The sequence below is a fragment of the Vibrio galatheae genome, assembly GCF_000967545.1.
Taxonomy (GTDB): Bacteria; Pseudomonadota; Gammaproteobacteria; order Enterobacterales; family Vibrionaceae; genus Vibrio; species Vibrio galatheae.
Map to the genome: position 1 here is coordinate 24,178 of NZ_JXXV01000026.1, position 25,860 is coordinate 50,037.

20 protein-coding genes are annotated in these 25,860 nt (G+C 45.4%); 10 read left to right on the top strand and 10 right to left on the bottom strand.

Annotation, left to right across the window (positions count from 1 at the left end):
• The first annotated feature begins 11 nt into the window (after positions 1–11).
• From TW81_RS14875 to TW81_RS14905, 7 genes are all read left to right on the top strand, one after another.
• Positions 12–908, top strand: a complete 897-nt coding sequence (locus tag TW81_RS14875) for an ABC transporter substrate-binding protein (RefSeq protein ID WP_420835066.1) — start codon at positions 12–14, stop codon at positions 906–908.
• The gene (fhuB, locus tag TW81_RS14880; RefSeq protein ID WP_045956522.1) at positions 905–2,902 is read left to right on the top strand and encodes a Fe(3+)-hydroxamate ABC transporter permease FhuB; all 1,998 of its coding nucleotides are present in this window, start codon (positions 905–907) and stop codon (positions 2,900–2,902) included. The genes TW81_RS14875 and fhuB overlap by 4 nt, the downstream gene beginning before the upstream one ends.
• A 192-nt stretch (positions 2,903–3,094) precedes the next feature.
• Entirely contained in the window at positions 3,095–4,888 is a 1,794-nt protein-coding gene (locus tag TW81_RS14885) for an IucA/IucC family protein (RefSeq protein ID WP_045956523.1), read from the top strand.
• The gene (locus tag TW81_RS14890; protein WP_045956524.1) at positions 4,881–5,792 is read left to right on the top strand and encodes a GNAT family N-acetyltransferase; all 912 of its coding nucleotides are present in this window, start codon (positions 4,881–4,883) and stop codon (positions 5,790–5,792) included. The genes TW81_RS14885 and TW81_RS14890 overlap by 8 nt, the downstream gene beginning before the upstream one ends.
• The gene (locus TW81_RS14895) at positions 5,792–7,567 is read left to right on the top strand and encodes an IucA/IucC family protein (protein WP_045956525.1); all 1,776 of its coding nucleotides are present in this window, start codon (positions 5,792–5,794) and stop codon (positions 7,565–7,567) included. Before TW81_RS14890 ends, TW81_RS14895 begins: the two co-directional genes overlap by 1 nt.
• A 60-nt stretch (positions 7,568–7,627) precedes the next feature.
• Positions 7,628–8,938 carry a lysine N(6)-hydroxylase/L-ornithine N(5)-oxygenase family protein gene (locus TW81_RS14900; protein WP_045956526.1) on the top strand — a complete coding sequence of 437 codons (1,311 nt, stop codon included), beginning with the start codon at positions 7,628–7,630 and terminating at the stop codon, positions 8,936–8,938.
• A 140-nt stretch (positions 8,939–9,078) separates the two neighbouring features.
• Complete coding sequence (locus tag TW81_RS14905) at positions 9,079–11,241, top strand: TonB-dependent receptor (RefSeq protein ID WP_045956527.1); 2,163 nt, start codon at positions 9,079–9,081, stop codon at positions 11,239–11,241.
• Between the two features lie 82 nt (positions 11,242–11,323).
• Here TW81_RS14905 and TW81_RS14910 read toward each other — a convergent pair whose 3' ends face one another.
• The 5 genes from TW81_RS14910 to add form a co-directional block, all read right to left on the bottom strand.
• On the bottom strand, positions 11,324–12,751 hold the full coding sequence (locus tag TW81_RS14910; RefSeq protein ID WP_045956528.1) for an aspartate kinase: 1,428 nt from the start codon (positions 12,749–12,751) through the stop codon (positions 11,324–11,326).
• 75 nt (positions 12,752–12,826) lie between these two features.
• Positions 12,827–13,213 carry an ectoine synthase gene (locus TW81_RS14915; RefSeq protein WP_045956529.1) on the bottom strand — a complete coding sequence of 129 codons (387 nt, stop codon included), beginning with the start codon at positions 13,211–13,213 and terminating at the stop codon, positions 12,827–12,829.
• A gap of 13 nt (positions 13,214–13,226) precedes the next feature.
• On the bottom strand, positions 13,227–14,495 hold the full coding sequence (gene ectB, locus TW81_RS14920; protein ID WP_045956530.1) for a diaminobutyrate--2-oxoglutarate transaminase: 1,269 nt from the start codon (positions 14,493–14,495) through the stop codon (positions 13,227–13,229).
• A 25-nt stretch (positions 14,496–14,520) separates the two neighbouring features.
• Positions 14,521–15,063 (bottom strand): diaminobutyrate acetyltransferase, encoded by a 543-nt coding sequence (ectA, locus tag TW81_RS14925; protein WP_045956531.1) that lies wholly within the window; start codon positions 15,061–15,063, stop codon positions 14,521–14,523.
• A gap of 450 nt (positions 15,064–15,513) precedes the next feature.
• Complete coding sequence (gene add / locus TW81_RS14930; RefSeq protein ID WP_045956532.1) at positions 15,514–16,506, bottom strand: adenosine deaminase; 993 nt, start codon at positions 16,504–16,506, stop codon at positions 15,514–15,516.
• A 209-nt stretch (positions 16,507–16,715) separates the two neighbouring features.
• On the opposite strand from add, the gene TW81_RS14935 reads away from it, so the two are divergent.
• Positions 16,716–17,381 (top strand): Crp/Fnr family transcriptional regulator, encoded by a 666-nt coding sequence (locus TW81_RS14935; protein ID WP_045956533.1) that lies wholly within the window; start codon positions 16,716–16,718, stop codon positions 17,379–17,381.
• Positions 17,382–17,458: 77 nt separating this feature from the next.
• Here the strand turns inward: TW81_RS14935 and TW81_RS14940 are convergent, their stop codons facing one another.
• Complete coding sequence (locus tag TW81_RS14940; protein WP_045956534.1) at positions 17,459–18,436, bottom strand: arginine deiminase-related protein; 978 nt, start codon at positions 18,434–18,436, stop codon at positions 17,459–17,461.
• 375 nt (positions 18,437–18,811) lie between these two features.
• Between TW81_RS14940 and TW81_RS14945 the strand changes: the two genes are divergently transcribed.
• Together TW81_RS14945 and TW81_RS14950 are read left to right on the top strand one after the other, a co-directional pair.
• Positions 18,812–20,656: an ABC transporter ATP-binding protein gene (locus tag TW81_RS14945; RefSeq protein ID WP_045956535.1), complete on the top strand. Its 1,845-nt coding sequence runs from the start codon at positions 18,812–18,814 to the stop codon at positions 20,654–20,656.
• Between the two features lie 142 nt (positions 20,657–20,798).
• Positions 20,799–22,415 (top strand): tetratricopeptide repeat protein, encoded by a 1,617-nt coding sequence (locus tag TW81_RS14950; RefSeq protein WP_045956536.1) that lies wholly within the window; start codon positions 20,799–20,801, stop codon positions 22,413–22,415.
• Positions 22,416–22,583: 168 nt separating this feature from the next.
• On the opposite strand, the gene TW81_RS14955 is transcribed toward TW81_RS14950, so the two are convergent.
• The 4 genes from TW81_RS14955 to TW81_RS14970 all read right to left on the bottom strand — a co-directional run bounded on the left by TW81_RS14955 (position 22,584) and on the right by TW81_RS14970 (position 25,706).
• A complete protein-coding gene (locus TW81_RS14955; protein ID WP_045956537.1) occupies positions 22,584–23,408 on the bottom strand; it encodes an AraC family transcriptional regulator in 825 nt (274 codons plus the stop codon).
• 33 nt (positions 23,409–23,441) lie between these two features.
• On the bottom strand, positions 23,442–24,035 hold the full coding sequence (locus TW81_RS14960) for a LysE family translocator (protein ID WP_045956538.1): 594 nt from the start codon (positions 24,033–24,035) through the stop codon (positions 23,442–23,444).
• A gap of 206 nt (positions 24,036–24,241) precedes the next feature.
• Positions 24,242–25,090, bottom strand: a complete 849-nt coding sequence (locus TW81_RS14965; RefSeq protein WP_045956539.1) for a pirin family protein — start codon at positions 25,088–25,090, stop codon at positions 24,242–24,244.
• A gap of 118 nt (positions 25,091–25,208) precedes the next feature.
• The gene (locus tag TW81_RS14970; RefSeq protein ID WP_045956540.1) at positions 25,209–25,706 is read right to left on the bottom strand and encodes a DUF2867 domain-containing protein; all 498 of its coding nucleotides are present in this window, start codon (positions 25,704–25,706) and stop codon (positions 25,209–25,211) included.
• Positions 25,707–25,860: the final 154 nt, after the last annotated feature.

Genomic DNA, 25,860 nt, shown 5'->3' on the forward strand with positions numbered 1-25,860 from the left:
AGGACTCTTTTGTGAAAATATTCTTTGCCATGCTGGCAACGGTTTTAGCCTGTACCAGCCACGCTGTTGAAATCAATCATGAGATGGGCACAACGTCCTTTTCAGCACCGCCGAAGAAAGTGGTCGCTCTGGATTGGGCGTTAACAGAAACCGTCCTTAGTTTAGGTATCGAGCTGGTCGGTGTTGCCGATACTGAAGGTTATCGAGAGTGGGTGGTAGAGCCGAGCTTAAATGCAGAGGCGATCAACGTAGGTTCACGTCGTGAGCCAAACCTCGAACTCCTCACTGAGCTAAAACCTGATGTTATCCTGATGAGTCAGCATATGGCAGCGGCTTACGAACAGCTCAATCGTATCGCCCCCGTTTTAGTGTACAGCGTTTATAGCGCAGAAAAGCGCCCATTTGAGTCGGCGAAACATGTCACTATTGAGTTAGGCAAACTATTCAATAAAGAGCCGCAAGCTCAGCGCGTAATTGACCAGACCATTCAACATCTAGAGCAAAACGGTAAAAAAATTCGCGCGGCAGGTAAGGCGACTAAACCGCTCATTTTTGCTCGTTTTATCAATGACAAAACCCTGCGTATTCACAGTCAAGGATCTTTAGCCCAAGCGACGATTGATGCGATGAGATTACACAATGATTGGCGCGAGCAAACCAATCTGTGGGGATTTACCACGACAGGTATTGAAAAATTGGCGGAGCATCAACAAGCCAACGTCATGATATTTGGTCCACTCAATGAAGAGCAACGGTCAAAACTGGTTCACTCCGCCCTGTGGCAAGCGATGGAATTTACCCGCACAGATTCCGTCTATGAGTTACCTGCGATTTGGAGCTTTGGTGGATTAATCGCTGCGCAGCGCTTTAGTGACCATATCACCCAGCAACTGACCAAGACAGAATGAATACCCTAAAACTCCCTAGCCCATTACCCAACGCGATAAACGTTAAAGCGATTGCTCTATCCTGTGCGGCGATTGTGCTCATCACCTTGCTGCTACAGGCAACCGCGCCATATTCACAAGGCATAAGTCTACTCTGGGAGACACTGTTTCACTTTGATGCGTCTAACTATCAGCATCTTATTACGCACCTAACTTATCTTCCTCGGCTTTCTGTCGCCCTCATTTGTGGATTTGCCCTCGCGGTCGCTGGTTGCGTCATGCAATTCGTGCTGCGCAATCCTATTGCTTCGCCGACGACTTTGGGGGTCGCTGCTGGCGCTGAAATGGGGATGTTACTTGGCATTCTGCTGATTCCGGCATCGATCAACATCCCCGAATTTATTCCTGCTTTTTTGGGCGGCTGTCTAGCAACCAGTCTGGTCTTTATTCTCAGTGCGAGCAAAGGCTTTGCCCCCTTGCATATGGTGCTGGCGGGCATGGTGGTGAGTCTATTTTTAGGCTCACTCAACACTATGCTGCTGTTGCTACATGAGCAAAAACTGACCAGTGTTTTTGTATGGGGAGCAGGCGTGCTAAATCAGAATGACTGGTCGAGCACTCAGACACTGCTCCCACTCGTTCTCATACCCACCGTGCTTCTATTGATGTTTCAACGGCCTTTATCCGCACTTCAATTCGGTGATAGCGTTGCGACGTCACTCGGCGTGAATATCAAACAAATCAAGTTACTCTGCTTATCACTGGCGATCTTCATCACCGCAGCTGTGGTCAGCGAAGTAGGGTTGATTGGCTTTGTCGGTATCGTCGCGCCCGCAATAGCAAGGATGCTTGGGGCTCGAACTCTGACAATACAAATTATCTTTAGTGGCGCGATTGGCAGTTACTTGTTACTTATCGTCGACTTAGTGATCCAGCCTTTTTCTGGGGTAGGCGGAGAGCTACTGCCTACCGGCGCAATGACCGCACTTGTTGGTGCACCTTTTTTATTGTGGCTGCTGCAAAATACAAAATTACCCGCGACGCTAAAGGCGCAAACAGAGTCTGTCAGCCATTACAAACTCGTCCCGGCGCGTAACGTAGTGCTTGCTTTGATAGCCAGCTTAATCATCATCTCTATCCTCGCGACTCTGGTTGGCAAGAATCAATTCGGTTGGAGCTTTGGTATCAATGCCGCGCTAATCGAACTCAGAGCCCCACGGGTTTTGGTTGCTTTGCTTGCTGGTATCGGACTTGCGTTCGCGGGCTGCATTATTCAACGTATTTCCAACAACCCCATGGCGAGCCCTGAAGTGTTGGGAATAAGCTCCGGCGCGGCTTTAGCTTTGGTACTAGGCACTTTGTTTGGCGTTGTTGTAGGCAGAGAGCAACAGATGTTACTTGGCACGCTAGGCGCTGTTTTGGTAACCAGCTGTGTGTGGTTTATGGGAAGAAAACACAACTTTGCGCCCGCGCAAACCTTACTGACCGGCATCGCGCTCAGCGCTGGTCTTGATGCCTTACTCCGAATCGCAATGAGTTCAGGGCATGACAATGCCTCCGCCTTGTTAACCTGGCTTTCAGGCTCAACCTATTTAGTCACGACCCACGATTTAGTTATGCTTACACTCGGCGTCACTACTGTCGGGGGATTAGCTTTATCACTGAATCGATGGATAGCGCTTATTGGTCTAGGTGAAGTAAGTACCAGCAGCATAGGAGTGAACACCACCTTAGCCCGTTTGATGTTGCTGATTATTGTCGCAGCACTCACCACCCTATGTACCATAGTGATAGGCCCACTGAGCTTTATCGGCTTGTTAGCACCTCATATCGCGCGCTCCCTTCACCAGTATCGTGCATTGCCGCAGATGCTCACCGCTGCTCTGCTTGGTGCGTCAATCATGGTATTGGCTGACTGGATTGGGCGAACGCTATGGTTCCCGTGGCAATTTCCAGCAGGGCTGCTGGCTTCTTTGATTGGTGGAGGTTACTTCCTCTATCTCATGAAACGCTGAATGCTCCAAATCACTCCATAGGAAGAGGTACCGCCCTCTTCCTTAGCAGAGCTATTAATAACCCGTTGATAAAACTGTCAGTTTTAAATCCATCATTTATTTCGATAATTATCAAAAAAACAGTTGATTATACGAATGATAATAATTAGCATTCACATGTCAGTATGGTTATTAACAAATCGAGAAAGAAAAATGAATCGTATTAACGATCAGCTCAACCGAAAAACAACAAGCAACCACGCGCAACCAAACGATCCGGCGCTGGCCTGCTTTCTTAACTCTCTAGCCCGAGAAAGTCACTGTGTTCAAATTGAACATCTGTCAGATAAAGCGTTTTATGTTCTTCCTTTGGCTGAAAACAAAGTTATTCGCATCTTGCTCAGCTACTACTCTGAGCTCGGCAGCCATGAGTACATACTTCCCGCCAGCCTAGTGAGTCAGGGCATTGAAGTGACTCTCTCCAATCCAGAGCTAATCGAAAAAATAGTCTCTGAGCCAGCTTTGGTTGGGAGAATCAGCCAAGAGCAGAAAAACATTTTCATTTCCCGTGTACTTGAAAGCCATCGCAACACCGCGCACGCAATTGAACACTCACCGTATCAAGCGCAACTGTTCACAGAAAAACTCAATTTCCAAACGGCCGAGCAAGGGCTGTTAATTGGTCACTCGTTCCATCCAGCACCAAAGAGTCGTGAACAATTTACATTAGAAGATGCCAAGTCTTATTCACCGGAATTAGGCGGATGCTTTCCATTGCATTGGCTAGAGGTAGAACAAAGCATTGTTAGCCATGGTAGCTCTGCGGGTATCGCATTCTCACAAAGAATGTCCGAGCTGGTCGCCCACGATGAGGAACTAAGCAAAGCTCTAGTTCTCGCAGAAACTAAAGGCAAAACCTTATTGCCCGCTCACCCTTGGCAATGGGCAGTGATGCAAGACAACACCTCAATCCAACACTACTTAGCGTCAGGTCAGATCCGCAGTTTGGGGCAACTGGGTGCCACTTGGTATCCAACATCGTCGACGCGCTCTCTCTATTCACCTGCTCTGCCATACATGCTTAAGTTCTCCTTGAGCGTGAAACTGACCAACTCAATTCGTAATTTGTCGCTAAAAGAAGTGATTCGTGGAACTCGCTTGAATGAGCTCTTCCAGCAGCCAGTGCTTGCAGATGAACTTGGCAATGGCTATGGATTTCAATTAATGCAAGAACCCGCTTATATCGGTTTGCAAGACCTCAACAACGAAATTATTGACGAAAGTCTTGTGGCATTTCGTGACAATCCTTTAGCCGATGATTCGCAGCAAGAAGCGGTTGTGCTCGCAACGCTAACCCAACAAAATCCATATAGTAAGCCAAGCCTAATTGCACAGCGAATTTGCCACTACGCTGATATTAATGAGATCTCACATACCGAAGCAGCGGAACGTTGGTTTGATGCGTACTGTACTCATGCTGTTGTGCCTCTTTTCCATCTTCAAGCCAACTTCGGCATTGTATTTCTCGCCCACCAGCAAAATATCGTTATGCAGCTTGAGCAAGGGTTCCCAGTCGGTATGTACTACCGCGACTGTCAAGGAACGGGCTACACAGATCTCGCCTTCGCCTTGTTCGGTGACAAATTAGGTGATGAAAAACAAGCACTAGAAAACTACTGGAATTTCGATAAGGTTAAACGCTATTTCGCATACTACCTGATCATCAACTCCACCTTTAATGTTATCTCTGCGATTTGTGCCAATCTCGATATCACTGAGATGCAATTGATGCAAGTGCTCCACCGCAAACTCAACGCACTACTCGAATCCGGAGTGAAAGACGATCGCTGCCTGCGATATGTATTGGCTAATCAAGCGCTGTGCTGCAAGGGCAACTTTTTCTGCTATTTGCAAAACTTTAACGAGAACTCGATTCCCGATCCTGCAGTGATCTACTTTGATTTACCCAATCCTCTGGCCTCAATTGAGGAGATAACATATGCCTAATTTCAACACGTTTGTTTACCATGACAATCAGACGATTACACTCACTGTTCAACCCAACGACTTTCAACATCCGCACACCTTACAAACCTTGTGCAATGAAATCGACCAATTGTTTAACAGCGACAGCGAGCTTGAGTCATTGGTTATCGAAGGTATCGATCCAACGTTCGCGCCATTGTTGGCAACGCATTTGCCGATAGTCGCAGGGAAACTAACACGTCACGCTTTTTTTCAAGCACCTCTGTTTTGGCATCAACACAAAACTTCAACGGGCTTCCCAAAGCATTTAGTTCAGTCAGACAGCCGCTACCGACATCACCCTTTACGACCGCCTATGCCAAGCGGCCGCGTGTATAAGCGACATGATTTCGATGCACAATCAGACGTCAGTTTCCGCCTTATAGAAATCGAGCGCGACCTAGATCGGTTTACGCGCTGGATGAACGACCCTAGAGTGGCACATTTTTGGGAGCAAGCGTGGAATGAGGAAAGGCTTGCAGAGTTTCTCACCCAGCGCTTGGCAGACCCGCACATTATTCCTTTGATTGGCGAGTTCAATGGTCAGCCTTTTGGTTACATCGAAGCCTACTGGGTAGCAGAGGATCGCTTAAGCCCTTACTACGATGTACACGATTATGATCGAGGCATTCACCTACTTGTTGGCGAACAGGAATTCAGGGGCCCTAAATACTTCAATGCATGGATAAAAGCCATTAGCCACTACTTATTCCTCGATGATGTAAGAACTCAACGTATCGTTTTGGAGCCAAGAGCAGACAACGAGAGGCTATTCAATCGCATCTTATCTATGGGCTACCAAAAACAGTTTGAGTTTAATTTTCCTCATAAACGTTCAGCACTATTAATGCTAACTCGTGACGAGTTTTTTGCGGAGCAATGGTAATGGAACAACTCGCTTTACAAAAATATTGGTCATCGGCCAATCATAAACTCGTCGCAAAAATCATTAGCGAGTTCGCTTACGAACAAGCATTCCGTTTTGATAACACGTCTCAAGGGTATGTGTTGAGATTAAATAACGACACACGCTATTCCTTTGCCGGGACAGAGAACATTTGGGGTCAGGTCGTTATAAAACCAAGCTCAGTGATGCGAGAATCTTCAACAGAGCCAAGTGCACCGATTTCAGCCGCGCTGCTAATGCGCGATTTACAACCGCTACTGTCCATGTCTGACGATGCACTGGCAGAGCATTTGGAAGACCTCAACGCAACCCTTCTTGGGGATTGCAAATTGCTGCAACGTAAAGAATCAATGACCGCACGTGATCTCGCTTTGCTCCCATGTGAACAGCAACAAACGTATTTCGATGGTCATCCAAAATTTGCCTTCAATAAAGGCCGCCGCGGGTGGGGTAGTGACGATCTTAAACTCTATGCCCCTGAATCAGAACGCGCCTTTCAGCTAAGCTGGGTTGCAGTACATAACTCGATACTTAAGCTCGCCCTCAGTGACGACCTTCATTGGCAAGATTTGCTTACCAGCGCAGTATCCGACTACGACATAAAACAGATGGATAGTGCTATGGCGGCATTTGATGTCGACACGACTCAATATACCTATGTGCCCGTCCATCCTTGGCAATGGAAACAAAAACTATCGATGCTTTTTGTCCGCGAAATGGCGTGTAAACAGCTGATTTATCTTGGCGAATTTGGTGACGACTTTTTACCTCAACTTTCCCTGCGCACATTAAGCAACGTAACAAGACCAAGCAGTTACGATATTAAGCTGCCGCTTACGATTATGAATACCTCGTGCTATCGAGGCATTCCAGGTCGATATATTCTTGCGGGCCCGAGCGCGTCAGATTGGATCGATTCGATTTTCAAGTCGGACGACTTATTGACGAAAAAAGGTGCAGAGGTGCTGCAAGAGCCGGCCGCTGCATTCACAGCGCAAGCGGATTATCAACGACTGGAAAGCGCGCCCTATCGCTATCACGAACTACTCGGTGTTATCTGGCGCGAGTCTGCCCCTTCAAAATTGAAACAAGGCGAAAGTGCTATTTTAATGGCCGCATTAATGGAAAGCGACAACTTGGGTAACCCATTAATCGCAGAGTACATTCAAGCTTCTGGACTCTCTATTCGAGATTGGCTCAGTGAACTGTTTGATGCCGTGGTCATCCCCTACTATCACTTACTGTGTAAGTATGGCGTATCTCTGATTGCTCATGGTCAAAACGTCACTTTAATCTTAGAACGATCACGTCCTAAACGCATTCTTGTCAAAGATTTTCAAGGTGACATGCGTTTAGTCGAAAGTGACTATCAAGAACAAGCAACTTTATCTGATAGCGTGAAACAAGTGACAGTACGATTGCCAGAAGATCTCATTATTCATGACTTACAAACTGGTCACTTTGTTACTACATTGCGTTTTATCTCCCCACTGATTGCAAAACTCGGCTTCTCAGAGCAAGAGTTCTACTCACTGCTCGGTCAGAGGATCAAGGCTTACACGCTCGCTCATCCAGAGTATCAACACAGATTTGCTAAGTTCGATTTATTCAAACCGCGCATCTTACGCATCGGACTTAACCTCGCAAAATTTCGCCATAGCACAGATTCTAGCTCATCGAGAATGTTACCTGATATGGATGACATGTTGGACAACCCGCTCGTCACCGCCGCTAAGAGCCGAGCGTTTCAATAATCATAATAACTTTAGTATTCAGTTAAGCCGTAAAATTAAACCAAGAAAAGGATTGTTCTCATGGAACACACTAACAACGTCAAACTAGACCTCGCTGGAGTTGGAGTCGGCCCTTTCAACTTGAGCATTGCTGCCCTGCTCTCTGACAAAACTGAAATTAACGCGCGCTTTTTTGAAGGCCGCGATAGTTTTGCTTGGCATCCTGGTCTATTGCTCGACAACACCAACATGCAAACCATGTTCTTAAAAGACCTCGTCAGCGCGGTCAATCCAGAAAGTCGATACTCGTTTCTGTCCTATCTCGTCAAAAACAAAAAATTCTATCGCTTTCTTTCGGCTGAGTTGCAGTGCATTAGTCGTCACGAGTTTTCCGACTACCTAGCTTGGACCGCGCATCAACTTGACAATGTTCAATTCTCAACCCGAGTCGAACATGTCGATTTTAATGGCCAGCATTTTAACCTACATACCAACCAAGGGGTGTACCAAGCGAACAATCTCTGTATTGGAACAGGTAAAGTGCCTTCGATTCCAGAATGTGCCAAAGCACACGTCGGCGAACGCGTCTTACACGCAGCAGAGATAGGTTTGAGAGAGCGTGATTTCACTGGCAAGCGCGTCATGATCATTGGTGGTGGTCAAAGCGGTGCTGACATTTTCCTCAATGCTCTCCAAAGTAAGTGGGGTCAGCCCAAATCACTAGACTGGTTGTCCCGTCGCTCTAATTACCAACCACTTGATGAAGCGTCGTTCACCAATGAGTTCTTTGCCCCTGATTATGTCGATGCTTTTGTTGAGCTTGCACCTGAGATAAAAAGCCAAGAAGTCGCCACTCAAAAACTGACTTCCGATGGCATTACTCAAAAAGCGCTGCTTACAATCTATCAAGAGCTCTACCACCGCTTTGACGTTCTTAAACAGGACAAATGGGTCAGGCTTCTGCCTCATCGGACATTGACTCACCTTGCACAAGACGCCAACGGTTTTAAGTTGACGGCTAGCAATGCTCTTAGTCAGTGTCTTGAAGCGCATCATGCAGACATTGTCATCCTAGCGACAGGTTTCGAAGCCCCCACTCCTAGCTGCCTAAGTTCCATCATTCCTCTTTTGGATATGGATGCTCACAATCGTTATCAAATGACACCGGATTTTGAACTCAAGTGGGAAGGCCAAAACACCAATAAAATTTTTGCCGTCAACGCAGGAATGCATAGCCATGGCATCGCCGAGCCTCAACTGAGTTTAATGGCATGGCGCAGCGCTCGAATCATCAACAGTTTAGCCGGAGAACAACTGTTCGAAACCAATTCAGGTCGCGGAATGATCGATTGGTTAAGCCCGGCAACCGTGAGCACAGCCGCGGTGATCTAAGCGGCCTGCCACCTAATTTCAATCGCCATTGTCTTTCACCCTGTGGGCGACAAAGGCGCGAATTAAACCCAAAACAAAACCAAGGTACACACAAGTCAATGAACCTGTGGAGCCTTTAATCAATAAACATAGAGAAAAAAATGAAGATTCAAAAAGGAATTTTTAAGCTTTCTACGGTAGCCCTAGCGGTCGCCTCTGCAAGCACAGTATTTGCCGCTCAAGCTCAAGCTCAAGAATATACAACTGAAGAAAAAATGGTGGTGGTTTCGAGCCGAACGCCGAAAGCGATCAGTGATATCCCTGGGACAGTTTGGTACATCGAAGCTGAGAAAATCGAACAAGAATACCGTGGTGGTAAAACGCTCGGTGATATTCTGGCCTCTGCCATTCCATCTTTGGATGTCAGTAGCGGTGCTCGTACCAACCTAGGTCAAAATCTACGCGGACGCAAAATGCTGGTGATGATTGACGGTGTGTCGCTACAATCTTCACGCTCAATCAGCCGTCACCTCGACTCGATTGATCCATTCAATATCGATCGTATTGAGGTACTTTCAGGCTCAACATCAATTTATGGTGCTGGAGCCTCGGGCGGTGTGATCAATATCATCACTAAAAAAGCACAGGGCGAAGAGCTAGAATTTGAATCTTTCGTCGGTGCTACATCGGGGTTAAATTCGAGTGAAGATTTCGACTATAAACTGGCTCAGTCTATCGCAGGCGGGAATGAAAAAGTGCAGGCGCGCGCTTCTTTGGTTTACAACGAAACACAAGGCTTTTTCGATGCTGATGGCAACATAGTTACCCCTGATATCTCGCAAGGTTCATTGCAATACAACCAAACAGTCGACTTTTTAACCACAGTCGGAATCAATGTTTCCGAGACTAAAAAAGTCAATCTGTTAGCTCAATACTATGATAGCCAACAAGATTCGCCTTACGGTCTCTACATAGTCGGTAGCGACTTTGTCGATGTGCGTAAAGGCTTTGAGTCAGATCGCGAACACGGCACTGAGCGTATTATGCTCAGCGCCTCTTATGTCGATGATCAATTCCTTGGTCACCAACTGATCGCCGAAGCGTCATACCGTCAAGAAGACCAGACTTACACCCCTTATTATGGTTCTTCTGGTCAGCAGATCACTGACGTCATTTCTCTTAAAGCCGCGCTAGCGAAGAGTTTTAATCAATTCAATGTCGTCTACGGCATCGATGCTTACCAAGATACACTCGAAAGCAATCAAGCCTTATATGACCCAACGATTGCCGCCAATTCAGGTAACTTGATCAACCAAACTTACGCACAAGTCGGCCGCTACCCTGGGGTTGAGGTCAGCTCTATCGCAGGCTTTGCTCAAGCCGACTACTCAATCACAGAAGATTGGACGGTTGAAGGTGGTGTGCGCTATCAATTTATTACCAATAAAATTGATGACTTCGTTGGCTACGCTCAGCAGAAGAAGATTGCTGCAGGAACTGGTACATCTGCCGATGCCGTACCTGGTGGCACCACAGACTACGGCGTTGCCCTTTTCAACCTAGGTACGATTTACCACCTCAACAAAGACTCACAAGTTTGGGCAAACTTCTCCCAAGGCTTCGATCTTGCTGATCCGGCTAAATACTACGGCCAAGGTGACTACACGCAAGTTGGCGACCACTGGCAACTCAACGACAGCATTAACGTCAACGAATCAAAAATGTCTGGGATTAAAACCAACAGCTTCGAGCTTGGTTACCGTTTAGATAAAGGCGATCTTAACCTGCAAACCGCCGCCTACTATTCTCAGTCCGATAAGGATGTTAAGTACAACAAAACAACCTTGTTGATTGAAGAGATTGAAGATAAGAAACGCGTTTACGGATTAGAAGCCATGCTCTCTTACTGGGTGCATGACAACATCCAATTGGGTGCGTCTGGCCATTATGTTGTGTCGGAAGTAAAAGGCGATGAAGGCTGGCAAGATTATGATGCGGGCTACGCAAGTACGTCTAAAGCCAACGCTTGGGCTGGTTGGTACGATGCAGACCTCGCGGTAAAACTTCAAGGTCAGACAATGTTCGACTATGAAGATGCTTCTAACAACAAGCTAGAGGGCTATACCCTATTTGATCTTGTCGGTAGCTACCAGCTTCCTGTGGGCAGCTTAGGCTTTGGTATCCAAAACCTGTTTGATGAAGATTACACCACAGCTTGGGGTCAACGCGCGCAGATTCTTTACTCGGCGCACTATGAAGCCGCAGCGTACGACTACAAAGGCCGAGGCCGTACTTACACAGTAAACTATCAGGTTAAGTTCTAACCCAAGCCAATAAAGTTATCGCTTCTAGATCAAAAAGACCTAACTCATGTTAGGTCTTTTATTATTATATTATCGAAAGTTGCTAAGCCACATGGGCTTTGGCAGGCTCAGTCACTCGGTCGAAAAATTCATCATGCAGCGCACAAATCGAAGGATGGTAATCTTCATCAGAAATTACAAACTGAACATTGACGTTACGTACTGACGAGTGAACGGCAATCGGAGTGATACCTTTGTCCATCAGCGCAAGTATGCCTTGAGCTAACGCTTTGTTGGTATCAAACTGAGAACCTATCGCCGAAATCAGCGCTACCATACGTCCTTTAATCTCGGCAGTAGGGAATCGCTTCTCCGTTTTGTACAGCACCTTATTCAGCGCGCCAGTACTGCCAGCAAGGTAATACGTCATTGAGTTTGCGTTCATCTCTTTACCAACAAGACGTACTCGCTCATCTGAAATGATCTCCATCAACTCGTAGCTGACGTTATCGACGCAGCCAACAATGGCTTGGTCAAACAGATGCAAGGCAAATACTTTCTCTTTACCAGCGATAATTTCCACTTTGTCTCGCGTAGGGCGGAACTCACCAGAAATCAACGTTCCGACATGTTCTGGTTCAAACGTATTTTTGATTTGTAGCTCGATTCCCGCTTCTCGCAACCCTGCAGCTGCGTTAGGGTGAATCGCTTCCATACCAAGGTTAGCGAGTTGATCGGCCACGTCATAATTGGTTTTTCCAATCGGTAGCACCTTATCCGCGCCGACAATACGTGGGTCTGCCGAACTCAGATGATACTCTTTGTGAATAATCGCCAAGTCGGCGCCAGTCAGTGAAGCAATGCGGCTAAACGTCATCTCGCTATAACCTCGATCAAAGGTCGACATCAGCCCTTCTTTACAAGAGGCGTATCCCGTCACTATCGGCATTTCTTGGCTGACATCAATATCAGCGAACGCGCTCAGAATGTTTTCATCTAGGCTGACAGGGCTCTCAGAGTTCCAACCAGAAAGGTCGACAAATCTGGCATTGATACCCATATTTTTGAGCTTTAATGCGGTGTTATAAGCGCTGTGCGCTTCGCCAATCGACGAGAGAAACTCTCTCACTTGAGGCAAGTAGTGACGCAGCGAAAATTGACCATATTGGCATGTATCTAGAATGTTTGAGATACACACTTTGGCTTCAGAAATCCGTGAACGAATAAACTTGTCTGCTCGTAAACGGTTCATCGGATCCGCGAAAATATTCTCGTTGGTAAGCAGCATTCTTTGCTCAACATAATCGAGTGCTTGCTGCCAGCCATCATCTCTTTGCGCGACCAGTTGATAAACGCCAGGTTTACTGGTTTTTTTGCATTCAAGTAGGGCATCGGTGATACCGCCATAAGCGGAAACAACAAACACTCGGTTATACATTGCGTCTTCTTCTGGGCGTAGAAGGATGTTATCTAAAACAGCATCAAATGCTGTCATTGAGGTACCGCCGATTTTCTCTACGGTATAAGTCATATTAGGGCCTTTTGGGCTTTTATTTACAGAAATGGTGAGAGGGGCTGGACGCTTTCGTCCAGCCAGAATCGAAACTTAATCGATAAGAGGATAAACGCCATTTTCATCATGGGTTTCTTTACCAGTAATTGGCGGATTAAAGACGCACGCCATGACCATCTCTTTATCTTTGTAAGCACGCAGATAGTGCTCATCATGCTTATCAAGAATGTAAAGCGTGCCCGGTTTAATGGGGTACGTCTTGCCACCTACCACTTCAATTTCACCTTCTCCGCTCATGCAGTAAACCGATTCTAGGTGATTTTGGTAATGGATATGCGTCTCGGTATTTTCAAAGATAGTCGTGATATGGAATGAAAAACCCATATTGTCGTCTTTCAAAAGCATACGCACGCTTTCCCATGTTTCTGACGCGACTCTACGCTCGCTATCACGACATTCGTCAAGTGTTCTAACAATCATTATTTATTCCTGTTTACGATGCTTTCTTAAATTGTTGAAGGATGACAAGCTCTACCGCTTGTTCGAATATTTCCAGTCCCTGTTTTAGCTCTGCCTCAGTGATGGTTAGCGGTGCAAAGAACTTAACCACTTCATCATCCGGGCCAGCGGTTTCAATGATCAGGCCGTTTTCAAAACACGCTTTAGCGATTTCGCTCGCAAGATTGCCGCTGCAACACTCAATACCGATCATCATTCCGCGCCCTTTTTGCTTAACAAACAGTTCAGGGTAGCGCTCTAATGTGGAATCAATCACCTCAGACACCATCTCAGAACAATTAGCAATATGCTGTTCAAACTGCTGATTTTCAGACCAGTAAACCTCAATGGCTTTCGCTGCGGTGACAAAAGCGTGGTTGTTACCACGGAAAGTGCCGTTGTGTTCACCTGGTTTCCAAATGTCCAACTCTGGTTTCAATAGAACCAGCGCCATAGGCAAACCGTAGCCACCGATAGACTTAGACAAGGTCACCATGTCCGGTTTGATCCCTGCGGATTCAAAGCTAAAGAAGGTACCTGTTCGACCACAACCAGCTTGGATGTCGTCGACGATGAGCAGAATGTCATTGCCTTTACAGATCTCGCTTAAACGCTGTAACCATTCGTCAGAAGCCGCGTTTAAACCACCTTCACCTTGCACCGTTTCAACCAGTACTGCCGCGGGTTTGTCGATACCGGCCGAATTGTCTTGCAGCATAGTTTCGAACAGTTTCAAGCCGTCGATATCAGCGTAGCCATCGAAAGGTATGCGCGTCACGTTATTTAAGCTAACCCCCGCACCTTGGCGGTGATGCTGGTTGCCCGTGGCTGCCAAAGCGCCAGTCGTGCAACCGTGGAAACCATTAGTGAACGCAACGATAGAGCTGCGGTTTTTAATTTTCCGCGCCAATTTAAGAGCAGCTTCAACCGCGTTTGTTCCCGTTGGGCCAGTAAATTGCGCTTTGTAGTTCAATGCTCTGGGTTTAAGAATGTGAGCATGGAAAGTTTTAAGAAACTCTTCTTTGGCTCCTGAATGCATATCAAGACCATGAGTAATCCCATCAGCCTCAATGTATTTCAGCAACGCTTGTTTTAAGACTGGATTGTTGTGGCCGTAATTGAGTGAACCCGCACCAGCAAGAAAGTCTAAATATCTGTCTCCGGATTCTGTTTCTAGCCAGCATCCTTTCGCTTTAGTAAACACGACTGGAAAACTATTACAGTATGAGCGAACTTGAGATTCTTGCTTGTCAAAAATATCCATGATTAGACCGTTTTATCTATCCTGTTTATTGAGTTGTATTCAGAGGAATGTGATACAGATATTCCGTATCATGCTTCCCCTTAAAGTGAGTATTTTCATCAAGAAAAGTAGAAATGTGCCCGTGCTGACCGTTGTGTGCATCGAGTTTTTTAAACAGTGCCCAAGAGGCTTGATTATCTTGCGTAATCGTTGTTTCGACTGCAGTGATGTCCGAGAGATGTTTACGGGCTAGCAGCTTTTCAATCATCTGGGATGCTAACCCCAAGCCACGGCACTTAGAAGAAACAGCCACCTGCCACACAAACAAAGTATTGGGTTGTTGTGGCTTACGATAAGCCGAAGCGAACCCCGCTACTTCTCCTTTATAGCGCACCAAAATGCACGTTTGGCTAAAGTGGGTCGCCTGAAGAAAATTACAATAAGAGGAGTTAACATCCAGCGGAGGGCAATTGGCGATTAACTTGTAAACATCGTCGCCATCTTCAGCTTTTGGTTCACTGAATGACCAGTGATTTTCCGGCTTTTCGCTTATTTCCGGATAAGCGATCCACGGAGCTGATACGATCATAGGTATGTGCATTTCCTTTGTACTCTAAATAAATTTCGTATTTATTATCTCCTTAAACCGCACTGAAATAGCAAGAAACCCAATAAAACCAACCCACAAAATGTGGCTCAAATCACATTATGCATAAAATATTTACTTTGAAGGCTAATCATTAGTCATTTAACCAAAATTAAAACAAACAAGTTAGAGGTAAAATCTTAAAAGCATTCAACTATATGAAAAATAATCATATTTACATTAATAACAATATGGAATGTTAATTATTTTAGTTAGTTGTCTAACTTTAATAGGAGATCTGGCAACGTATTAGTGGCTGAAAATGAAGAGTAGGAAAAAGTGGTAGGGCGATGAAGTCAGAAATTATCGAGACAAAATGAATTGTAAGGGGCGGGAGGTGCAATCGTCATGACGCTCGCAGATAGTCTGCGAGCGCCAAAATTTTAGATGAAATTAAGCGTACTGCATTAAGTGTTTTTTCACTTCGTCAGAGGCAAAAGACTGCTCCACGCTCGCAGTGTAAATCTGCTTATAATCTTCAGCGCTGAGTTTAAACTGCTCCATGACTTTCTTAACTTCATCGGTCATCGTGGTGTTCGATACTGTTCTGTTATCAGTATTTATCGTTACCGCTAATCCATCTTGGTGGAAAGCGTTAAGTGGATGCTGTTTTAACTCAGGGATCGCTTTCGTCTGAACATTGCTGCTCGGGCACGCTTCTAATCCAACGACATCGTCTTTAACGCGCTGATAAGCCTCAGCGTGATCTTTAATTGCCACACCGTGTCCGATACGCTCAGCACCCAGCAGTTCAATTGCGTCATAGACGTTTTGTCCGCAGCCTTGCTCCCCAGCATGGATGGTAATGCGGTAGCCTTTGTCGCGTGCATACTGGGTGTACTCTACATATTCTTGTGCAAAGTTATCCAGCTCTGCGCCTGCAAGATCAAAGGCTACCACCCCTTTACCCAACAAAGGAACTCCGGCATCAATAATGTCATTCACCGAGTCGAGCGGTAGAAGTTTTACCAACGAAAGAATGTAGTTACCCTTAATATCGTACTGCGCTTCGGCACGTTTCATGCCCTTAACCGCACTCTCAATAATTTCTGAGTAGCTCAATCCTTGTTTGGTGTGTAATTGAGGGCCAAAACGAACTTCAAGGTACTTTACGTTCTCTTTAGCCGCATCTTCAAAAAGCTCGAATGAAATACGCTCAATGCTGTCTGCGGTTTGCATTACTTTGATCGGCAGAGCAAAGCGGTCTAAGTACTCTTGCAAATTAGGACACGTTTCCGGTGCGACCATCATATTTTTGATAACGTCAGCATCCTGACTTGGCAGTTCGAGGTTTTGTTGCGCCGCCAAATCCAATACGGTTTGTGGGCGCAGGCTACCATCAAGGTGACAATGAAGATCGATTTTCGGCAGTTCAAAATAGTTCATCTGTAGGTTGTCCTAACTTTAGTTCTTATTAATTCAGCGCAAATAACAACGAGTCTTGCAACTATAGCAACCCGTTTGGAATAGCACTTAATCATTTGTTTTTGATAACGATTAAACTCATGTTATATGATTTACAATAATATGCGACACGACAATTGTCCGGTTGCTAGAAAATTTCGCCAACTCAATGTTAAACAAGCAATTTCTCTATGGATAAGAACCAAATTTTAAGCAGCGGATTAGCAAAACTGCGTCAATTAGTGAAACAAGAGCCCTATAAGTCGCAGCAGGTACGCAAAGGAGAGTGCATCATTCACCAGCATAGTGAAGTGAAGGAAGTTTACTGGACTGAAGCGGCGCGCTTTTCTGTTATACATACAGCAGAAAACGGCAAGACCCTCAGTTTAGGTGATTATTATCTAGAGGATAACTTTTTTGGCGAAATGGAATTTTTCTCAGATGCGCCCAGCCCTTTTAGTGTTATAGCAACCGAAGATGCTGTGCTTACCGTCATTCCAAAAGAAAAGTTTGCCGAGTTTTTATTAGAGGATCCACACGTCGCATTTTGGATGAGTCATCGTATGTCGAACATTTACCTTAACACCATGAACATCGCGATGGAGCGTTCACTTTATCCGTTAAAATTTAACATTATCAAAGATATGTTAGCTAGATTCACTTCTCAGGATTCCGCCAGAGGTCATAGCTATATGTATCAGGAAGCGCAAAGGTTTGGCTGCACAGAGAGAGCCTATACACGCATTATTCATGAGCTGATCAAAGAAGGTTTGGTCAAAAAAGGGGCCGATAACTCGCAGATTGTGCCTGTCGATTTAGACCAGTTGCACGACTATCTGAATCAATATTATCAATAGCTAAAAAAATGGACACCTCATTCGGTGTCCATTTTGCTATTGACTGTTCATTTGTTGCTCATTGTGCAATGACCGCGTTACAGCGGGTTGGTGCGTGTCGGTAAAAAGACCTCACCCAACATACATCGTACACTGCCGCCACCAATGTTTTCGATGGTTTGAACATTGAATGGCAGAAGCTTGCCGTGGCTAGAAAGTTGCGCTTTCTGAGCTGGTGAAAACGCATCAAATGCCGACTGAGACATCGCAATCACTTTCTCGCCGTTCACCGTCTCAAGCTGCAGAATATTGCCACAGAATTTATTCATCTGATCAAGAGAAATCGAAATGACCTGCTTATCTTTAGCCAGTGATTTAATCACAAAACGACGTTCGAATTCAGGGATCACTTCATCACAGATCACGCAGAAACCTTCACCAATCGCCATCATGACATTAGTGTGGTAAATCGGTTTGCCTGATGGAAGCGCAGTTTGGAAAGAGACCACGCGCTCATAGCCAATACGCTCGGCGTAGTCTTCTAACACTTCGCGATCACAGCGCTGAGAAAGTGCAGCGTAGATGGTTCGATTGACGTGATCGATAACCATAACACCGGTACTTTCTAGATGCGCATCTTGTTGTAAATAACTCAGTAAACTGTCTTGGCTTTGTACTGGGCGGCCTGCACTCTCTAGCGTATCCACTAGCGCGTCGACCTTAACTTCTTGCTGACGATTTTTGCACGCCATCGGGAAGGTATACAAATCGCCATTAGCCGTCGTACTGAACCAGTTATTCGGGAAGACGGCATCTGGTGTTTCAATCTCACCCGCAGGGTAGTCGAAAACCACAACTTGAACACCCACTTGGCGCAGCTCTGCAACCATAGTGTTGAATTCTTGCATTGCCAACTCACGCACTTCGCTGGTTGTTTGCGCAACTTGATGCTGAAACTCATTGTCTTTTGCGGTTTCGGCATTAAAGGCAAACTCTTTCGGTGGCACCATCACCACGCAATTAGCGTTTTGTACTGTTGACTGATTTTTTGGTAGTAGGGCTTGCTGTTTCAACATTGTGACAAACTCAATTAATCTCACTCATTACTGCCAATTGTAGGCATAATGTTAAAAGAAATATTACTGAATTAGCCTGATAAATCACCATCAAGGCAGTAAATACAACTGTAAAACAATCCTGTGGCAGTAATTTTTATTGTCACTATGATTTTGAATGATCTGTCGAGTGGATATTATGCAAGAGAAAGAATAATAAACTGGTTACAATTCAGCCATCAAGAGTATACCATTGCGCTAAAGAACTGGATAAGTATCTATGCGCGCAATTGCCCATTCATTATTCAGTATGTTGCTAACCCCTTCCTATTAATGGACGTACGCATCAATCAGCCACGTTGGCCTATTTCGTCTTTGCGTGTTTAGGAATTTACTATGTTTAAGAAATTTGAAGGCTTTACCAAGCCGTTCCCTGAGCAGGAGCCGACTCAACCTCCTTCGGGCATTTTTGCCTTTTGTCGCCACTACACTCGCGGATTTGAAATCCCATTACTCGTCATGTCTATCATGGCAACCATTGTCGCTATTGTTGAAGTGTCGCTATTTGGCGCTATGGGCAACCTTGTTGACTGGCTATCAAACAGTAACCCTGAAACATTTTGGCAAGATAACCGCAGCGATCTTATCTTCTACGGCACCTTACTGCTGGTTGTGATGCCAATTCTTGTTGTGTGTTACTCGTTACTCGTACATCAGACTTTGCTCGGTAACTATCCGATGTCGATACGCTGGTTGGCTCACCGTTATCTGCTCAAGCAAAGCCTCAACTTCTATCAAGATGACTTTGCCGGGCGCGTCGCGACTAAAGTTATGCAAACCTCTTTGGCTGTGCGTGAAACGGTCATGAAGACGATGGACGTGTTTGTATACGTGTCTGTCTATTTCACTTCAATCGTTGTACTACTGGCTCAGGCAGATTGGCGACTGGTCATTCCGATGATCATCTGGCTTTGCTGCTATGTCAGTATTCAGCTTTACTTCGTGCCAAAACTTAAGCAGGTCGCGTCAGAACAAGCGGATGCGCGCTCAACTATGACGGGTCGCATTGTTGATAGCTACACCAATATTGCAACCGTGAAGCTGTTCTCACACAGCAGACGTGAAACCGAATATGCAGAAGAAGGGATGAATGGATTCTTAGGCACCGTTTATCGCCAAATGCGCTTAGTGACGGGGTTCGATGTTGCGGTCGAAATTACTAACTATGTGTTGGTGTTCTCGATTGCCGCTCTGTCTATCTTCCTGTGGATGGACAGCTCCATCACCATTGGTGCCATTGCGATTGCAATCGCGCTTGCTTTGCGTATCAACGGTATGTCGATGTGGATCATGTGGGAGGTCGGTGCGCTATTTGAAAACATGGGTACTGTTGTTGACGGTATGAAAACCATGTCTAAGCCAATTGATATTCAAGATAAACCCGATGCCAAACCTTTGGTTGTCAACCAAGGGGGCATTGCGTTTGAAGATGTTAGTTTCCACTATGGCGACAAAACTAAAGGCGTGATTAGCCATCTCAATCTCAATATTAAGCCGGGTGAAAAAGTCGGCCTAGTCGGGCGCTCTGGGGCGGGTAAGTCGACCTTGGTTAACTTGCTACTGCGCTTCCACGATGTTGAAAGCGGCAAGATCAAAATTGATGGACAAGTGATCTCTGATGTCACGCAAGACTCTCTGCGCAGTATGATAGGCATGGTGACTCAAGATACCTCGCTTCTGCATCGCTCAATTCGAGATAACATCTTGTACGGCAACCCAGATGCAACTGAAGACGAGTTGTTAAAAGCGACCAAGCAAGCACACGCTCATGAGTTTATCGAAACGCTCAACGACCCATTCGGCAACGTGGGCTACGATGCCCAAGTCGGCGAACGCGGGGTGAAACTCTCTGGTGGTCAACGCCAACGCATCGCTATTTCGCGAGTATTGCTAAAAGATGCACCACTGCTCATCTTAGATGAAGCAACGTCTGCACTGGACTCAGAAGTGGAAGCGGCGATTCAAGAAAGCCTAGTCGAGCTGATGCAAGGCAAGACTGTAATAGCCATTGCGCATCGACTCTCAACCATTGCCGCAATGGATCGCTTAATCGTACTCGATAAAGGCGAAATCGTTGAGCAAGGCACCCATCAGCAGTTGATTGAAAGCGGCGGTATTTACGCACAGCTATGGGCGCATCAGACGGGTGGCTTTATCCAAGACGAGGAAGAAGTAGCGTAAGTTATTGATTTAATTTGCACATCAATAACTTAAGATTGACCGAATCAGGCACTTTCCTTTCCATAAGCATTTTGTTACCAATACTTTTAAATGCTGATAACAATCAAATTTAACCCCAACGTCATAATTTTCAGAGGCAAACATGGGTAAAGAACAAGAATGGTCACTAAACGGCTTTTTAGATGAACTAAAACGTATCCACGAAACTATGCCAGATAGGCGATTTGTTTTTATCTTGGGTGCCGGAGCCTCTATTGAATCCAAAGTAAAAGGCGCAGCCCGACTTGCAACAGAATGGATGAAAATTATCTTCCGACGATCTCAAAACGGTGAGGAGAGCAACTACTTGGAGTGGCTTAAAAATAATCCACTAGACATTGAAGACTGGGATTACGATAACCTCGCAACTCACTATCCACAAATATTTAGTTGCTGTTTTGAAGGTGATCATGAATCTGGATATGCTGAGCTGGAAAAAGCAATCGAGCAAGGCAGTCCTAGCTTTGGTTACGCAGTATTGGCTTGGATTCTTGCACAAGATCGCCACAACATGGTTGTGACAACCAACTTTGACAATTTGGTAGCGGATTCTATGTATATTTACGGTGGTAAGACCCCATTGGTTATTGGGCACGAGAGTCTTGCAAGTTACCTTAAACCAATGTCTCGTCGCCCTATGATTGCCAAGATTCACCGAGATCTGTTTACAGATCCTATTAATGACGAAGATGGTGTTGGTGAGCTTAAGACGGATTGGGTGGACGCACTTAAAAGCATATTTCGTTTCTACACACCTGTTTTTATCGGATATGGTGGAAACGACGGAAGTTTGATGAATTTCCTCAACAGCCTAGCAACAAACGATATTAGCGGCCGACCATTTTGGTGTTACTACGAACCAGATGGGAAACCTAACGGGGATATACCCACATTAATGGATAAACACCAAGGGGTCCTAGTAGCGACACCAGGCTTTGACCAATTGATGTTCGAGATAGGAAAAGTATGGGGCTACAACAGGCATGACCAAAAATCTTTAGTTGCAAGAAATACACAAAAAATGTTGTCCACTTTAGATCAAGAAACATTAAAACTATTTAAGGAGAGCTCTGATGGCATAAGAGAAAAACTTCAAGAAGATGGCTCGGCAACTGGCGTAAAAAGAGACTGGGTGGATTGGCAGATTAGAATTGACCAAGAACAAGACAAAGACAAAATAACTAGCATGTATAAAAATGCTATCAACAACTTGCCAAACTCGTACGAACTACACAATAACTTTGCCAATCATCTTAAGGAATTGAAAGACTATGAATTGGCATTTGAGCATTACCAATCAGCGATGAAGTTAACTAATGATATTATACCGATGGTAAATCTAGCCGAGTTATTTGCTGAACAGGGAAAACTAGAGGAGGCAGAAAACTACTATTTAAAGTCGCTTGAAAAAAATAGCAATGATGACTGTGCAAACAACAACTACGCTAACTTCCTAATAAAAAATGGACGCTATTTAGAAGCGGAACCTTATATACTAAAAGCCATTGAGCACTCAAATACAGAACCTGAAGACTTCAGAATTTACCTAGAAACATATATTGAGTTCCTATTGGAAAGCCAAAACTTAGTACTAGCTACAACTCAACTTAAGAAATTAGAAAAATTAGCCCCGTTATCCAAAGAGGGAATACAGTTGAAAGAACGATTAGCAACCGAACAAAACGATTTAGAGGAAACCTTGAAGAAAATTGAGCTTTAGTGACGACTGGACAGCTTTTCACCTAGAGCGCGCTCAATGAGCTCTACATGTGTACTCTGTAACAGCCTGTGGGATATCGCGGGCTGTAAAAATTCTTATTTTCCACAGCACACCTATAATTTATCCCGAATAAGTTTCCAATTTAGTTTGCTAGAACTAATTAGCATCTCAATCCACAAAATGAGACTGGTAAAATTTAGGCGTGACGGCAATCTTCTTTTTAAACTGGCGTTGGAAGTGGGCTTGGTCAGCAAATCCTAGTTCTAATGCCACATCGGCGATCTCTTGCCCTGATTTCAGCATCACCTTCGCGCGCTTTATTTTCTCATCCATTAGATAGGCGTGAGGGGGTAAACCATAGTAATGCTTGAACGCTCTTAGGAGTTGGTATCGGCTCATTTGCGCTTCTTTGGCCAAGTGTTCCAAGTGAGGGGTGCGGCTAACATCATCGAGTAATTTTTCCTGTACTCGTTTTAGCGATGATGAGGGTAACGGCTTATTACTCAGTGGCGTTTGTCCGTGAACAGCTTCGATAAAGTCATACAGTCGCGTGTACACTTCAAGTTCGCTAGCTTCGTTTTGTAAACCTTGGAACAGTGATAAATAGCGACTTTTGATACGCTCATTACGCTCAAGGGCATTGCGAAATGGAGTATAGTCGGCGCTATAGCCTAGATGAGATTGTCCAATCACTTCTTGCTGCACTCGTCCCATCTGCTCGGTATCGACAAATAGCATGCTATAAGACCAAGTTCCCGCTTCAGGGTTGCAAGAGTGAACATCGGCTGGATTGATCGTCACTATGTCCCCTTTGCCAATATGGTGGGTTGTCTTATGGTTACGATAATTAGCCTTACCTTGCTCGATAATGCCAAACGAAAACTCATCATGGGAATGAGCTTGGTAGCACGCCGTACTTTGGCTGGCGATTCGCATCTCTATCCACGGCAGTACTGTACTTTGTTTAAAGTTGGCACTGATGTCTTTTTTCATGCGCCGCTCCTTGCGCGTGATGGGTTCATAACACTATAGCCAAATCATGCTAACAGATGCCGCCAAAGTAATCGCCATCATTCGATTAAATGTGCGCTGTTTATATGGCTCTGCCAGATACTTTGCAAACGCTCGCCCAGTGAGCGCCCATAGTCCAACGCCGACAATGCAGCACATTAACGAAACCAAGGTAAAGACCCACAACCAATGTTCGGAATCACTTTGCCCAACCACATATAGGCTCACGCCCGACATCGCGACCAGCCAAGCTTTCGGGTTGAGTAATTGGGTTAGTGAACCTATCCACCAGCCCGAAGTCATTGTTTTCTGTCGTTGGTAATCTGCCACAGAGGCAGTAAAGATTTGATAAGCAAGATAGAGCAAAAACGCACTGCCAATCCACTTAAGCGCGCTCTCTAAGCGAGGAATAAATGCAACGACTTGATGCACCATAGCGCCAGAAATCAGCACAACCAGAGCGTAGGCAATGGAAGCGCCAAGCACCAACTTTAGTGCTTCTGTGCTGCCACGCTGAACCGCCGTAGCGGTCGCCAATAAGTTTACCGGGCCTGGGGTTGCCGCTCCAACAAATGCAAACGCCAACATCGCAATAACTAAACTGTTCATTTCGTCCTCCTTTATCGGTAAACCAAAGTAGCGCGAGATAAAACAGAGTTATTGAACGATATTGCACACACCCAGATTTGTTATAGCTAAAACGAAAAAAGCCACACTCAAGAGTGTGGCAAAACAACATGAACTGGCAGTGGATTGTTCGTTTTGTGTTGAATGAAGCCCAAATCGAGCTTCAAAAAATCGTTCGATAAATCAATCTAGTATGTTTCGAAAACACCAGCGTTATAGTCGTTAATCGTTTGTTCGATTTCAGCCATACTGTTCATGACAAATGGACCATAGTGAACCACAGGCTCATTAATCGGCTCACCAGCGAAAATCAGCAACCCACTTGGCTCTAGGGCATTGAGTTCGACTCGCTCACCTTTAGTCAGCAGCGCCAATTCACCTTGTTTAACCTCACGCTCCCCTACTCGTACCGAACCTTTGTAAATCAATACCATCATATTGAACTGCTCAGGTGCACTCAGGTTAAGGAAATGGCCTTTATCTGAACGCCAATCAGAGACACTGAGTTCGACGCCAGTATCATTTAACGGGCCTTTAAGCGGCTGTTCATTGGCGCTAATACTACCGGCAAGTACTCGTACTAAACCCAGCTCTTCATTGCTGTATTCCGTGATCGTTTCTGGCTGGAAGTCGTGATACTTCGCAGGTTTCATCTTGTCTCGCGCTGGTTGGTTTATCCAAATCTGAAAGCCATGCAAATCCCCCTGCTCCATGATCGGCATTTCACTGTGAATAACACCGCGCCCCGCTGCCATCCATTGCGCGCCACCGCTTCTTAGCTCTCCAACATTCCCCATATGGTCTCTATGTTGAAAATGGCCCTTAAGCATATACGTCAGCGTTTCGATACCGCGATGCGGATGAGGAGGAAATCCGCCAACATAATCGGCGCGTTGATCAGATTTCAGCTCATCAACCATCAGAAACGGAGAAAACTGTGCGTTATTAAACCCAGCAACTCGCTGTATTTTCACGCCATCGCCATCTGAGGTTGGTTGGACGCGGATAATTTGATTGATTTGTCTGGTTGCACTCATGTTGTCTCCCAATGTTCTGGCTCCTTCAAGGAATAATGCCAGTCTACTCATCACTGAAAAGAATATGAGCGGGAAGATTAGAGCCTCTCGTTCGAATTATTCGAACAAGCCTCCTAATCTACGCTGGCAATAAGGTTTTAAGAGACGTTGGGACAATCCGTCTGTGAACTGGGGCAACGAAGAACATATACACTTTACCCAAGGTGTTCTTTACATCAACCACAGTAGTGGCATGCAGCACCATGCGATCGCCTTTAGGCACGATGAGAAAAGAGAGCCTAACATTGAGATGTTTATCGCAATCTTCGACCACCAGTTCATTGGGCTCTATACTCACGATAGAGAAAATACCGATTTGATCCCCTACCTGATAGTCATCAAGCGCCTTATCCTTATCCACATCCGCCAAGCTACCTAAGTGCTTCAGTCCAAGTTTGGACACAATACGATTACGCACATCCATTAAGGTATTGACCCAATTAGGTGTCTTTTTCATTGTCGTAATGTAGATCTCTAACGCACTTTCACCTTGATAAGGCAACTCAATGTTGTGTGTGTCAGCGAAGTAAGCACCGTCAAGATAAGAGTGAATAAGAGCGTTATGGGGAATATTCATCGTTGAGCCTTATGCGAGAATCATTGTGTTTGTGATTCAACTTAACCGCTAAAATTGACGAAACAAAGCGATGTAAGCGAGATTTGTCGACTTGTCTCACTATTGCTCAAGGAGAGTTGTTTCCCAGAAGTGCTAACCACCAGCGGCTCAGTTC

What these genes read in the sequence shown, in the direction of transcription:
- fhuB (WP_045956522.1), top strand. Translation starts at nt 905, where the DNA reads ATGAATACCCTAAAACTCCCTAGCCCATTACCCAACGCGATAAACGTT.
- TW81_RS14885 (WP_045956523.1), top strand. Translation starts at nt 3,095, where the DNA reads ATGAATCGTATTAACGATCAGCTCAACCGAAAAACAACAAGCAACCAC.
- TW81_RS14890 (WP_045956524.1), top strand. Translation starts at nt 4,881, where the DNA reads ATGCCTAATTTCAACACGTTTGTTTACCATGACAATCAGACGATTACA.
- TW81_RS14895 (WP_045956525.1), top strand. Translation starts at nt 5,792, where the DNA reads ATGGAACAACTCGCTTTACAAAAATATTGGTCATCGGCCAATCATAAA.
- TW81_RS14900 (WP_045956526.1), top strand. Translation starts at nt 7,628, where the DNA reads ATGGAACACACTAACAACGTCAAACTAGACCTCGCTGGAGTTGGAGTC.
- TW81_RS14905 (WP_045956527.1), top strand. Translation starts at nt 9,079, where the DNA reads ATGAAGATTCAAAAAGGAATTTTTAAGCTTTCTACGGTAGCCCTAGCG.
- TW81_RS14910 (WP_045956528.1), bottom strand. Translation starts at nt 12,751, where the DNA reads ATGACTTATACCGTAGAGAAAATCGGCGGTACCTCAATGACAGCATTT.
- TW81_RS14915 (WP_045956529.1), bottom strand. Translation starts at nt 13,213, where the DNA reads ATGATTGTTAGAACACTTGACGAATGTCGTGATAGCGAGCGTAGAGTC.
- ectB (WP_045956530.1), bottom strand. Translation starts at nt 14,495, where the DNA reads ATGGATATTTTTGACAAGCAAGAATCTCAAGTTCGCTCATACTGTAAT.
- ectA (WP_045956531.1), bottom strand. Translation starts at nt 15,063, where the DNA reads ATGATCGTATCAGCTCCGTGGATCGCTTATCCGGAAATAAGCGAAAAG.
- add (WP_045956532.1), bottom strand. Translation starts at nt 16,506, where the DNA reads ATGAACTATTTTGAACTGCCGAAAATCGATCTTCATTGTCACCTTGAT.
- TW81_RS14935 (WP_045956533.1), top strand. Translation starts at nt 16,716, where the DNA reads ATGGATAAGAACCAAATTTTAAGCAGCGGATTAGCAAAACTGCGTCAA.
- TW81_RS14940 (WP_045956534.1), bottom strand. Translation starts at nt 18,436, where the DNA reads ATGTTGAAACAGCAAGCCCTACTACCAAAAAATCAGTCAACAGTACAA.
- TW81_RS14945 (WP_045956535.1), top strand. Translation starts at nt 18,812, where the DNA reads ATGTTTAAGAAATTTGAAGGCTTTACCAAGCCGTTCCCTGAGCAGGAG.
- TW81_RS14950 (WP_045956536.1), top strand. Translation starts at nt 20,799, where the DNA reads ATGGGTAAAGAACAAGAATGGTCACTAAACGGCTTTTTAGATGAACTA.
- TW81_RS14955 (WP_045956537.1), bottom strand. Translation starts at nt 23,408, where the DNA reads ATGAAAAAAGACATCAGTGCCAACTTTAAACAAAGTACAGTACTGCCG.
- TW81_RS14960 (WP_045956538.1), bottom strand. Translation starts at nt 24,035, where the DNA reads ATGAACAGTTTAGTTATTGCGATGTTGGCGTTTGCATTTGTTGGAGCG.
- TW81_RS14965 (WP_045956539.1), bottom strand. Translation starts at nt 25,090, where the DNA reads ATGAGTGCAACCAGACAAATCAATCAAATTATCCGCGTCCAACCAACC.
- TW81_RS14970 (WP_045956540.1), bottom strand. Translation starts at nt 25,706, where the DNA reads ATGAATATTCCCCATAACGCTCTTATTCACTCTTATCTTGACGGTGCT.